The organism is Rhizobium sp. L9, from assembly GCF_002531885.1.
In the GTDB taxonomy this organism is placed as follows: domain Bacteria; phylum Pseudomonadota; class Alphaproteobacteria; order Rhizobiales; family Rhizobiaceae; genus Rhizobium.
On record NZ_NWSZ01000002.1, the window covers coordinates 183,733 to 196,679 of the forward strand.

The 12,947-nt window shown below is 60.9% G+C and carries 9 protein-coding genes; 8 read left to right on the top strand and 1 reads right to left on the bottom strand.

Annotation, left to right across the window (positions count from 1 at the left end):
• Position 1 precedes the first annotated feature (1 nt).
• On the top strand, positions 2-1,006 hold the full coding sequence (locus CO660_RS01410; protein ID WP_097597043.1) for an ornithine carbamoyltransferase: 1,005 nt from the start codon (positions 2-4) through the stop codon (positions 1,004-1,006).
• Position 1,007: 1 nt separating this feature from the next.
• A complete protein-coding gene (arcC, locus tag CO660_RS01415) occupies positions 1,008-1,946 on the top strand; it encodes a carbamate kinase (protein WP_097597044.1) in 939 nt (312 codons plus the stop codon).
• A gap of 12 nt (positions 1,947-1,958) precedes the next feature.
• Here the strand turns inward: arcC and CO660_RS01420 are convergent, their stop codons facing one another.
• Complete coding sequence (locus CO660_RS01420; RefSeq protein WP_097597134.1) at positions 1,959-3,326, bottom strand: amino acid permease; 1,368 nt, start codon at positions 3,324-3,326, stop codon at positions 1,959-1,961.
• Positions 3,327-3,520: 194 nt separating this feature from the next.
• On the opposite strand from CO660_RS01420, the gene CO660_RS01425 reads away from it, so the two are divergent.
• The 6 genes from CO660_RS01425 (at position 3,521) to cax (ending at position 12,835) form a co-directional block, all read left to right on the top strand.
• Positions 3,521-4,447 carry a cation transporter gene (locus tag CO660_RS01425; protein WP_097597045.1) on the top strand — a complete coding sequence of 309 codons (927 nt, stop codon included), beginning with the start codon at positions 3,521-3,523 and terminating at the stop codon, positions 4,445-4,447.
• A gap of 160 nt (positions 4,448-4,607) precedes the next feature.
• A complete protein-coding gene (locus CO660_RS01430) occupies positions 4,608-6,869 on the top strand; it encodes an Orn/Lys/Arg decarboxylase N-terminal domain-containing protein (protein WP_097597046.1) in 2,262 nt (753 codons plus the stop codon).
• The gene (gene speC / locus CO660_RS01435; protein ID WP_097597047.1) at positions 6,866-9,229 is read left to right on the top strand and encodes an ornithine decarboxylase; all 2,364 of its coding nucleotides are present in this window, start codon (positions 6,866-6,868) and stop codon (positions 9,227-9,229) included. The genes CO660_RS01430 and speC overlap by 4 nt, the downstream gene beginning before the upstream one ends.
• Before the next feature lie 105 nt (positions 9,230-9,334).
• A complete protein-coding gene (potE, locus tag CO660_RS01440; protein ID WP_097597048.1) occupies positions 9,335-10,693 on the top strand; it encodes a putrescine-ornithine antiporter in 1,359 nt (452 codons plus the stop codon).
• 16 nt (positions 10,694-10,709) lie between these two features.
• Positions 10,710-11,636, top strand: coding sequence for an amino acid ABC transporter substrate-binding protein (locus tag CO660_RS01445; RefSeq protein ID WP_097597049.1), 927 nt, complete (start codon positions 10,710-10,712; stop codon positions 11,634-11,636).
• A 104-nt stretch (positions 11,637-11,740) separates the two neighbouring features.
• On the top strand, positions 11,741-12,835 hold the full coding sequence (cax, locus tag CO660_RS01450) for a calcium/proton exchanger (protein ID WP_097597050.1): 1,095 nt from the start codon (positions 11,741-11,743) through the stop codon (positions 12,833-12,835).
• Positions 12,836-12,947: the final 112 nt, after the last annotated feature.

The window sequence follows — 12,947 nt, forward strand, 5'->3', positions numbered from 1 at the left end:
CATGAGTTTCAATCTGCGCAATCGATCGCTTCTGACCGTGCAGGACTATACGCCGCGGGAATTCCGCTATCTCCTCGATCTCGCCCGCGATCTGAAGCGGGCCAAATATGCCCGCACCGAGCAGGAGCATCTGAAGGGCAAGGAAATCTGCCTGATCTTCGAGAAAACCTCGACAAGAACGAGATGCGCCTTCGAAGTCGCCTGCTCGGACCAGGGCGCCAACGTGACCTATCTCGATCCGTCCGGCTCACAGATCGGCCACAAGGAATCCTTTAAGGACACGGCGCGGGTGCTGGGGCGCATGTATGATGCGATCGAATATCGCGGCTCCGCCCAGAAGGGAGTGGAGACGCTGGCAAAATATGCCGGCGTCCCGGTCTATAATGGCCTGACCGATGAGTATCATCCGACGCAGATGATCGCAGACGTCATGACCATGCGCGAGCACAGCGACAAGCCGATCGCTGAGATCAAATATGCCTATGTCGGCGACACCCGCTCGAATATGGGGCATTCCCTGCTGATCGTGGGCTGTCTACTCGGCATGGATGTGCGCATCTGCGGCCCGAGATCGCTGTGGCCTTCGGAAGAATACATGAAGATCGCCAGGGATTTGCAGCAGGCCTCGGGCGCGCGGCTCCTGGTTACCGAAGATCCGAGAGAGGCGGTCAAGGACGTCGATTTCATCCACACCGACGTCTGGGTCTCGATGGGCGAGCCGAAGGACGTCTGGCGCGAACGCATCAAGCTGCTCACCCCTTACCAAGTCAATCAGGACCTGATGAAGGCGACCGGCAATCCGCAGACCAAGTTCATGCATTGCCTGCCGGCATTCCACGACACCGAGACAACGCTCGGCAAGCAGATTGCCGAAGATTACGGCATGGAGAACGGGCTCGAAGTGACCAACGACGTCTTCGAATCCGAAGCCAACGTCGCCTTCGAACAGGCAGAAAACCGCCTGCACACGATCAAGGCCCTACTCGTTGCAACCCTGGGAGACTAGCATGCGTGTGGTCATTGCGCTTGGCGGCAATGCGCTTCTCCGGCGCGGGGAAGCGATGACCGCCGATACCCAAAGGCGGAACGCGCGCATCGCCGCTGAGGCGATCGCGCCCCTGGCGGCCGAACACGAGATCGTCGTAACCCACGGCAACGGGCCGCAGGTCGGGCTGCTCGCGCTCCAGGGCGCGGCCTACAAACCAGAGGAGGCCTATCCGCTCGATGTTCTCGGCGCCGAGACCGAGGGCATGATCGGCTATATGCTGGAACAGGAGCTGGGCAATCTCCTGCCGTTCGAGCAACCTCTGGCAACGCTTCTTACCATGGTGGAAGTCGACGCCGAGGATTCCGGTTTCCGGAACCCTACCAAGTTCGTCGGGCCGGTCTACGACAAGGGCGAGGCGGATCGGATCCGCACGGAGAAGGGTTGGGTGTTCAAGCAGGACGGCGAAAAATGGCGACGTGTCGTTGCCTCGCCGGCGCCGAAGCGCATTTTCGAGATCCGGCCGGTCCGCTGGCTTCTGGAGCAGCGCACCATCGTCATTTGTGCGGGCGGCGGCGGCATTCCGACCATGTACGAGAAGGGCGCCGATCGGAAGCTGATCGGCGTCGAGGCCGTCATCGACAAGGATCTGTGCTCGGAACTGCTGGCGCGTGAACTCCAGGCCGATCTTTTGATCATGGCGACGGATGCCGAGGCTGTGTGCATCGATTGGGGCAAGCCGTCACAGAAGGCGATCCACCGCGCTCGTCCTGACGATCTCGCCCAGTTCTCCTTCCCGGCCGGCTCTATGGGCCCGAAGGTCGATGCTGCCTGCCATTTTGCCCGGGCAAACGGCAAGACGGCCGCAATCGGCTCTCTTGCCGAAATTGCCGGGATGGTGCGCGGCGACCGCGGGACGATCATCGACGAGCGTATTGACACCTTGAGTTGGCACGCCTGACGGCGTGGTCCGTCAGGCAAACTTATCCTGAGACGGGAGCGGTTGCGTTACGGCGCTCGCTGCCGTCTCCTTGTCTGTCGCGCCAGCCGCATTGCGTCTTTGCCAGACATAGACGGGGATGCCGAGCATCAGCAGCACGAGGCCGTAGAGCACCGGTTCGGCGCCGGAGCCGTAAAGGGTGAAGATCGCAAAGATGAACGCGATGAGCTCGATCGCGCTTGCCCGCGGCATTCGCCCTTCAGTCATGCCCGCGACAAGGCTTCCGGCAAGCGCGCAGAAAGCATAGGGAACGACGGCGGCCATGGTGCTCAGCCCGACCATCAGCCGATAGACGGCGGCAAAGCCTTCGGAACCGAGCGCCTGGACGAGCACGAGGAGCGTTGCGAACGAGGCCGAGATGATCATGCCCCACGCCGGCACGCCTCGTGGGGAGAGCCGGGCAAACAGCGGCGGAAACAGCCCGTCTCGGGCAGCAGCCATCGGAACCTGCCCCATCAGCAAGGTCCAGCCGTTGAGCGCGCCGATCGAGGAGACCAGAACCGCAAGCGAGATCGCCAGTTCGCCGGGCCGTCCCCACATGATCCCAGCCGCCTGGGAAAATGGCGCAACCGACTGAACAAGCTGTTCACGGGGCACGAGGCCCATCACCACGATTGTGCCAAGCACATAAAGGGCAGCGGCGATGGAAATGCCGAGGACGGTCGATCGCGGGATTGTCCGCTCCGCATTCTCCACGTCGCCGGCTGGAACGGTCGCTGATTCCAGCCCCAGATAGGCAAACATGGTGAGAGGCGCCAGTGTCGCAAAGGACTGCAGCAACGGCTGACCGCTCGGATTGAATTCGGCGAAATGCGAGGTATCGATGTAGAGAAGGCCGATGATAGCAACGGCGCCGAAGGGCAGCAGTTTAGCGTACGTCGTGACCTGCGCGAAGACACCGGCCGCGTGAACGCCGCGAAGATTGACGAGCACGATCGCCCAGATTACGCCGAGCGTCAGGACGGTCGCGGCGAAGCGGTTGGCAAGGGTAGGGAAGAGATCCACCATCACGCCGGCGAAGGCAATAGCGATAACGGGCAGCGATGTCCATATCGAGATCCAATAGCCCCAGGCGATCAGAAAGCCGGCGAAATCGCCATAGGCGAGCCGTGTATAAGCGTAGGGGCCGCCGACAGCGGGCACGAGGCTCGCCAGGCGCGCGAAGGTCAGGCCCAGGCAAATCGCGCCGGCGCCCATGATGATCCAGACGACAATCGCAAGGTTGCCGTAGGGCGCGACCGCGGCCGGTGAAAGATAAAAGCCCGAGCCCACCATATTGCCGACCACGATGGCGGTGCAGGCAGCAAGTCCGAGGCTCTTGCCATTTTGCGACGTTGTCATGAGCTTCCCCCCGCGAGCCGGCTGCCCGGAGCCGATGTCTCTGCGGACCGCCTTCAAGCCGTAATTGTCGTAGCAAAAACCGGCTGCCGCAATCCGGATCAATGCGTAGTCTGGCGGGCTGGTGTAGCCTTCGTCATCGAGATAAAGCTGCTAAAGCACGTCGGATGAGGGGCGGAGCGGAGGTGAAGTCGACGATGCTGAGCGAGCAGGGGTTTCTCAGGATATCGATTGCAGCGACCGTCGTGGTCGCAACGCTGGGCGTCGTCTTCGGCATTCTTTCCGGCTCTTTCTCGATAGCCTTCGATGGCGTTTACTCGCTGGCCGATGCCGCGATGACCGGGCTTGCGCTCCGGGTTTCGAACCTGATCATTCAATCCACGCAGAGCGATGCCCGATCCGGCAGAATTCGTAACCGCTTCACCATGGGATTCTGGCATCTGGAGCCGATCGTGCTGATGCTCAACGGCTGCCTGCTGATGACGGTCGGCGTCTATGCGCTGATCAGCGCCATCATCAGCATCCTGAATGGCGGCCACGAACTGCAATTCGGCATGGCGGTCGCCTATTCCGCAGCGACCTTGCTTGTCTGCGCGGTCATGGCCTTCCTCGGCATCAGGCTGAACGCCCGCATCAAATCGGATTTCATCTCGCTCGACGTCAAGGCGTGGATCATGTCGGGCGGCATTGCGCTTGCGCTGCTCGTCGCATTCCTGATCGGCATGGCGGTGCAGGCAACCCCGGCAGCGTGGCTTGCCAGCTATATGGACCCGGCAGTTCTGGCGCTTGTCTGCCTTGTCATGATTCCCCTTCCGGTGGGCACCGTCTGGAAGGCATTGAGCGAGATCCTGCTGATCGCCCCCGTCGACCTGCAGGAACATGTCGACCGTGTCGCCCTGGAGACGGTTCGCCGTCTCGGCTTCCTCTCCCATCGCGCCTATGTTGCCCGGGTCGGCCGCGCAATGCAGATCGAACTTTATTTCATCGTCCCCGAAGGTCTTCCTGCCAAGACCGTGGAAGAATGGGACACGCTCCGCGACGAGATCGGCAACGCGATCGGTGACGAAAGCGCGAATCGCTGGCTGACCATCGCCTTCACCGCCGATGCGGAATGGGCTGAATAGGCAGTCAAAATCCAAGTTCGGCCTACGACGTCGAAATGCTTGGCGTCACCTTGATTGCAATCAAGGACGCTCCACGACCGCTCATGTACGATCCTTCGACCTGAGATGCAGCGGGCTGCATGGCGGCCGCAGCCTTTGATATCGGTTTCTGGAGGAACGCATGGAATTCCAGATGGCATTTCCGATAGCGGTCATCGACGAGGATTTCGATGGCAAGAGTGCTGCCGGACGCGGAATGCGCGATCTGGCCGCAGCCATTGAAAAGGAAGGGTTCCGGATCGTCTCCGGTATTTCCTATGAGGATGCCCGCCGTCTCGTGCATGTCTTCAACACCGAGTCATGCTGGCTGGTTTCGGTCGACGGCACCGAGGACAGGGTCACGCGCTGGCTGGTACTGGGGGAGGTTCTCGCCGCAAAACGGCAAAGAAACGACCGCCTGCCGATCTTCCTATTCGGCGACGATACCACGGCGGAAGACGTTCCGGCCACGGTTTTGCGCCACGCCAATGCCTTCTTCCGGCTGTTCGAGGATTCGGCGGAATTCATGGCGCGCGCCATCGCGCAGGCCGCCCGCAACTATCTCGACCGGCTGCCGCCGCCGATGTTCAAGGCGCTGATGGATTATACGCTGGAAGGCGCCTATTCCTGGCACACGCCGGGCCATGGCGGCGGCGTCGCGTTTCGCAAGAGCCCTGTCGGCCAGCTCTTCTACGCGTTCTTCGGCGAAAATACGCTGCGATCCGATATTTCCGTATCGGTCGGCAGCATCGGTTCGCTTCTCGATCACGTCGGGCCGATCGCCGAGGGCGAGCGCAATGCCGCGCGCATCTTCGGTACCGACGAAACTCTCTTCGTCGTCGGCGGCACGTCGACTGCCAACAAGATCATATGGCACGGCATGGTCGGGCGCGGCGATCTCGTGCTGTGCGACCGCAACTGCCACAAATCAATCCTGCATTCCCTCATCATGACGGGCGCCACCCCAATCTATCTGACGCCGTCGCGCAATGGACTCGGCATCATCGGTCCGATCTCGAAGGATCAGTTCACGCCTGAAGCGATCGCCGGCAAGATCGCCGCCAGCCCGTTCGCGGGACAGACCAGCGGCAAGGTCCGGCTGATGGTCATCACCAACTCAACCTATGACGGACTATGCTACAACGTCGATGCGATCAAGGCATCGTTGGGCGACGCGGTCGAAGTGCTGCATTTTGACGAGGCCTGGTATGCCTATGGCAACTTCCACGAATTCTACGACGGTTTCCACGGGATATCGTCAAACCAGCCGGCACGGTCGAAGAACGCCATCACCTTTGCCACGCACTCGACGCACAAGCTGCTGGCCGCCCTTTCCCAGGCATCGATGATCCATATCCAGCATGCCGAGACCAAGCGTCTCGACATCACCCGCTTCAACGAAGCCTTCATGATGCATACCTCGACCTCGCCGCAATATGGCATCATCGCCTCCTGCGATGTCGCGGCCGCCATGATGGAACAGCCAGCCGGCCGCGCCCTGGTGCAGGAGACGATTGATGAGGCGATCAGCTTCCGCCGGGCGATGAACGCGGTGAGGAAACAGACGGAAGGCACCTGGTGGTTTGACGTCTGGGAGCCGACGGCTGCCGGGCAGACGCCGAGCGATACCCGTGCCGATTGGGTCCTGAAGCCGGATGATGCCTGGCATGGTTTTGCCGGCCTTGCCGAAAACCATGTCATGGTCGACCCGATCAAGGTCACCATCCTGTCGCCGGGCCTGTCGGCGAGCGGAGTGATGGATGAGCACGGCATACCGGCTGCCGTTATCACCAAGTTCCTGTCGTCGCGGCGCATCGAGATCGAAAAAACCGGTCTCTATTCCTTCCTCGTGCTTTTCTCGATGGGTATTACCCGCGGCAAATGGAGCACGCTCATCACTGAGCTCCTCAATTTCAAGGATCTCTATGATGCCAACGCGCCGTTGACGCGAGCGCTGCCCGCGCTCGCCGCCGCGCATCAGGAAGCCTATGCCGGCATGGGGTTGAAGGATCTCTGCGCGCAGATCCATGCGATCTACCGCAAAGATGACGTCCCGAAGGCGCAGCGCGAGATGTACACTGTCCTGCCCGAAATGGCATTGCGTCCGGCGGACGCCTATGACCGGCTGGTCAAAGGCAGGATCGAGAGCGTCGAGATTAACAATCTCATGAACCGCATCCTCGCCGTGATGATCGTTCCCTATCCGCCGGGAATTCCGCTGATCATGCCCGGCGAGAGGATCACCCAATCGACGAAATCGATTCAGGATTACCTGCTCTACGCCCGCGATTTCGATCGCAAGTTCCCCGGTTTCGAAACCGATATCCATGGTCTTCGCTTCGCTCCCGGCGACGGCGGACGCCGCTATCTCGTCGATTGCATTGCAGAGGAGGCGCCAGAATGATCCCGCGCGATGTGAAGTCTCCAACGGTCGCCATACCGTTCCACAAGCTGCTGAAAATCGTCGCCGTCGTCGACCGCGACAATCCCCAAGCGCAGGAGCTCGTGGCGCAGATCACCGCCCAGGGCTTCGAGGTGGAAGTGCGGGGCGACTATTCAGCCGATGTGTCCGAGGATGCTGACGTCGGTGCCTATATCGGCTCGGTCGAAGGCGGCCTGCTGCTTCCGGCACGCAGTTTCCTGCGGTCCGTCAGGGATATCGGCTTTCGCACGCCCATCTGGGCGATGGCCGATACACTAACGATCGGGGACATGGATGTCGTGGAAATGGCTGGCGAAGTGGACGGGTTCGTCTACCTCGGTCAGCAGACACCAGTCTTCTATGCCAAGCAGATCGTGTCCAGCGCCGTCAACTACGGCAAATCGCTGCTCCCGCCATTCTTCGGCGGCATGATGGCCTATGATGGCGAAGCCAATATCGCCTTTGATTGCCCAGGGCACCAGGGCGGCCAGTTCTATCGAAAGTCACCGGCCGGCCAGCTCTTCTTCAAATATTTCGGCGAAAGCATTTTCCGCAACGACCTCTGCAATGCAGATGTCGATCTCGGCGATCTGCTCATCCATGAAGGGCCTGCCGTCGAAGCTCAGAAAGCGGCGGCGCGCATCTTCGGCGCCGACCGCACCTATTTCATCCTGAACGGCACCAGCACCTCCAACAAGGTGGTAGCGAACGCAGTCTTGCGCAGCGGCGATCTCGTGCTCTTCGATCGCAACAATCACAAATCGCTGCACCAGGGTGCCCTCGTACAGGCCGGGGCGATCCCGATTTTTCTGCCGACCGCCCGCAATTCCTTCGGCATGATCGGCGCTGTCGACTGGGCAGCCTGGGACGAGGCCTGGCTGCGGCAAAAGATAGAGGAACATCCACTCGTCACCGACAAGAGCCGTGCGCAGGCGGAGAGGCCTTTCCGTCTGGCCTGCATCCAGCTCGCGACCTATGACGGCACGATCTACAATGTCGCCCAGGTGATGGAGAAGCTCGGCCATCTCTGCGACTACGTGCTGTGGGACGAGGCCTGGATCGGCTACAACGCCTTCCACCCCCTCTTTGAGGGTCACAGCCCGATGCGTCTTAAGGACCTCAGGGCTGACATGCCCGGGCTGTTCTCCACGCAATCGGTGCACAAGCAGGGCGCCGGCTTCTCGCAGGCATCGCAGATCCACAAACGCGACGAACATATCAGCGGCCAGCGCCGCTTCGTCGAACATAAGCGCTTCAATGAATCACTGCTGATGCATGTCTCGACTTCTCCCTTCTACCCGCTGTTTGCCTCGCTCGATGTCAATGCCAAGGTGCACGAGGGAAAGGCCGGCGAGATGCTCTGGGACCGCTGCATCGAGCTCGGAATCGAGGTTCGCAAGAAGCTGCGCGCTTTCGTGGAGCACTACGAAACCAAGGCCGCGCCCCCGGAAGAGCAGTGGTTCTTCGATCCGTTCGTGCCGGACAGGGTGACGGTTTCGCGCTCGAAGCACACCAGCGACCTTGCCGCCGCCAAGTGGGAAGATGTCCCGACGGAGGTGCTGAAACGCGAGCAGCAATGCTGGCGTTTCGATCCGGAGGCGAGCTGGCACGGTTATTCAGGTTACGCGCCAGGCTACACCATGGTCGATCCCAACAAGCTTGCGATACTGACACCCGGCATCGACCGTAAGACCGGCGAATATCGCGACTTCGGCATCCCGGCGACCGTTGTCGCCAACTATCTGCGCGAGCAGCGGGTCGTGGCGGAAAAATGCGACTTGAACAGCCTGCTCTTTTTGCTGACGCCGGCTGAAGACGAGAGCAAGCTGAACACGCTGGTTGCCAAGCTCGTCAAGTTCAAAAACCTGTGGGATCGTGACGCACCCTTGCCAGAAGTGCTGCCGACCGTCTTTGCGGCCAATCGCGAGCGTTATGCCGGCTATAGCGTCCGCCAGGTCTGCGGGGAAATGCATTCCTTCTATCGCGAGGCGGGTGTCAAGGAGCTGCAGCGCCTGTGCTTCCGCTCCGAAAGCTTCCCCGAACCGGCAATCGCACCCAAACAGGCCTATGAGGCGCTCGTTGCCAACAATGTCGATTATGTGCCGCTGACGGAAGCCGCCGGCCGCATCTCGGCCACCCTGGCGCTGATCTATCCGCCCGGTATCGGCGTGATCGTGCCCGGAGAGCGCTGGGACGAGCGGGCGCGGCCGATGCGGGACTATTTCCTCGCCTTCGAAGAATCCTTCAACCGCTTCCCCGGCTTCAATTACGAGGTCCAAGGCGTGTTCCAGGAGCGGATCGATGGGCGGATCAAGTTCCACACATATGTCGTGCGCGAGTAGGGCTGCAAAGCGGTTTCGCGATGACGACATGTGTGAAAACAGAGCGTTAAAGTGTGAGCCAAGCGAAGCTGCAGGATCGCGACGCGCTTTAGGGAGGATTACGTCATGACCGACAACACGATGCATCTTGCGGCCGAGGCCACGGCCAAGAAAAAGATGAACCTGGTGCAGCTCACCTTTATCGTCGCCGTCAACATGATGGGGTCGGGGATCATCATGCTGCCTGCCAATATGGCGCAGGTCGGCGCGATCTCGCTGCTTTCCTGGCTCGTGACCGCGATCGGCTCGATGGCGATCGCCTATGGCTTCGCCCAAGCCGGGTTGTTCAACCAGCGCCCCGGCGGCATGTCCGCCTACGCAGAGGATGCCTATGGGAAGGACGGCTACTTCATGGTGTTCTTCCTGTATTTCCTGTCGCTTGCCGTCGGCAACGTGGCGATCGGCATCTCGGCTGTCGGCTACCTGGCCGGTTTCTTTCCGGTGCTGACCTCGACCCCGATCATGACCTGTCTGGCGCTGATCGTGCTCTTATGGCTGACCACGGCGGCCAATTTCGGTGGACCGCGCATTACCGGCCGCATCGGCTCGGTCACCGTCTGGGGCGTCATCCTTCCCGTCGGCCTGCTGTCGATCCTCGGCTGGCTGTGGTTCAGCTCCAGCACCTTCGCTGCCGCCTGGAATCCGCAAGGCCTGACGCTTGCGCAAGGCATGGGATCGAGTATCTCGCTTACGCTCTGGGCCTTTCTCGGCATGGAGTCTGCGGCGCAGAATTCCGATGCCGTCGAAAATCCCAAGCGTGACGTACCGCTCGCCTGCATGTTCGGCACGCTGGGCGCCGCCGTCATCTACATCCTGTCGACGACGGTCATTCAAGGCATCGTGCCTAATGCGGATCTCGCTACCTCCACGGGACCCTTCGCACTCGCCTATGCCACCATGTTCAATTCCACCATTGGTTCCATCGTCATGGCGCTTGCCGTGCTGGCCTGCCTTGGCTCGCTACTCGGATGGCAGTTTACGATCGCGCAGACGGCGAAAACCGCCGCCGACGAGCGAATGTTCCCATCCATATTCTCGCGGGTGAACGATATGGGGGCACCCATGGCCGGCATGATCATTCTCGGCATCGTGCAGACATGCCTTGCCTTGATGACCATATCGCCGACCTTGAGCGAACAGTTCTCAGCACTGGTCAATCTGGCCGTCGTCACCAACGTGCTGCCCTATATCATCGCGCTTTCGTCGCTGTTCGTCATGATGAAGGCTGCCCGCGTGCCACAGCCGAAATACCGGCTGAATGCGACCATCGCCCTGGTCGGGATGGCCTACAGCGTCTTCGCCATCTATGCCTCCGGAAAGGATGCGGTGCTCGGCGGCATGATCGTCACAGGCATCGGCTTCATCATCTACGGCTTGATCGCCCCGCGTTTCGCCAGCGGCACGAACCGGCTTCCGGCCGAGTAACAGAGGAGGATCAGACATGTCACGAAAAAATGCTCGGTGGGCGGGTATCACCGCCTCTGTCCTCGCCGCAACGGCTTTGTTTGCCCTCAGCACGCCCACGCAGGCTCAGACGCTCGATCGCGTCAGAACAAGCAGCGCGCTGAAGCTCGGCTACGATCCGGATGCGAGGCCCTTTTCCTTCAATGGCGAACAGGGACGGCCGGATGGCTTTGCCGTCGCCCTCTGCAACAAGATTGCCGATAGCCTGAGGGCACAGCTGAACCTGCCGAAGCTCGATGTCGAATGGGTTTCGCTTTCAGGCGACGTCAAGACACGAGCGGTAGAGAGCGGCACGGCTGATATTGTCTGCGGTGCGGAGCCGGTGACATTGACGCGCCGGCAGCAGGTCTCGTTTTCCATCCCGATCTTCCCGAGCGGCACCGGCGCGCTCCTGAGCGCCAGCTCGCCGCTGGCTTTGCGGGAAGTGCTGCAATATGGTGAACCTTCGACCCGTCCCGTCTGGCGCGGTTCACCGGCGCGCACGATCCTTGAGCACAAGACCTTCTCCTCGATTGCCGGCACGACGAGCGAAGGCTGGCTAAGCGACAGGATCAAGACTTTTCAGCTCGCTGCGACGGCTGCGCCGGTCGACAATTACCAGCAGGGGATCGAGCGCGTCGTAGATGGCAGTTCGGCGGTGCTCTTCGGCGACATGCCGATCCTGATGGATGCCGCCGCCCGCAGTGACAATTCCGGCAATCTGATCGTCCTGCAGCGCCATTTCACCTACGAACCGCTCGGCCTTGAGCTCGCGCGCGGCGATGAGGACTTCCGCCTTGCCGTCGATCGCGCGCTCAGCCAGGCCTATGCCGGGCCGGATTTCCGGACATTCTTCACAACCTGGTTCGGGCCGCCGGACGAAGCGACCGTGACATTCTTCCGGCAAACAGCGCTGCCGGAATAGCACTGCAACGGATCGAGCCGCCAAACACGTGGCGTGCTCCGGAGCTGGACATATTGATCTGCAAACCCGCTGAACGGCTGAAGCAACTGAACGGGAGCGATGGGGTGAGTCTTCTCTGGAAAGAAATCCGTCACAACCCCATGCTGTGGCTGCTCGCTGCGGTGCCGGTGGTCTTCGTCGCTGCGAGCGTTGCCCCCGAGGCTCATACGCTGCTCTTCATCCTGTCGGTGCTTGCCGTGATACCCCTAGCCGGGCTCCTCAGTCACGCGACTGAGTCCGTTGCGGCGAAAACCGGCGACGCTGCTGGCGGACTGCTCAATGCCACGCTTGGCAATCTGACGGAGCTTGTCATCGCGCTGACCGCCTTGCGTGCCGGACAATATACGCTGGTAAAATCATCGGTTGCCGGTGCGATCGTCGCCAACACTTTGTTCATGCTTGGGGCATCGTTTTTGCTCGGCGGTCTCAAACATCACAGTCAGGAATTCAACCGCGCCAATGCGCGGCTTCAGGCCGGCCTGCTCTTCCTCGCCACCATCGGCCTGCTGATGCCTTCGGCGGTTGCGTCAATGGATTCGACCTCGGCAATGGAAGTGATCAACAAGCTCAGCTTAGGCTTGGCCATCCTGCTTATCGTCGGATACGCGCTGGGACTGCTGTTCACCCTCAAGACGCATCGGGAGTTTTTTGCTGCCGCCGAGCACGCCGAGACCGACGAAACCCCGTGGCCGATCGGGGTGGCGCTGACCACACTCGCCGGTGTGACGATACTGGTCGCGCTGGTCAGCGAAGTCTTCGTCGAGTCGGTGCAGGAGGCTGCCAAGGTTTTTGGAATGACGCCCGCCTTTGTCGGTTTCATCGTCGTAGCACTGGTGGGCGGCGCAGCCGAAATGGCTTCGGCATTTTCCGGTGCACGCAAGAACCGCCTCGACCTGAGCGTGGGCATAGCGCTTGGAAGCGCCTCGCAGATAGCCCTTTTCGTGGCGCCCGTGCTGGTGCTGTTGAGCTACGTCATCGGGCCGACGCCGATGGATCTGCAGTTTTCTCCGGGCGTGGTCGTCATGGTTTTGCTGGCGACCATGACGGCGATGTTCGTCACCAACAGCGGGCGTTCAGCGTGGTTCGTCGGCATATTGGTGCTGATGGTTTACATGATCTTCGCCACGACTTTGTATGTTTTGCCCGATCGGGGGTCTTGAGGCCGCATAATGGCTTGGCAAACAAACTGCGAGATCGACGTGAGGCTCGGTTGCCGGCGATAATGCTGCGTAAGTCTGACGAATGCCCTGATCCAACTGCAGGAAGGCCGGA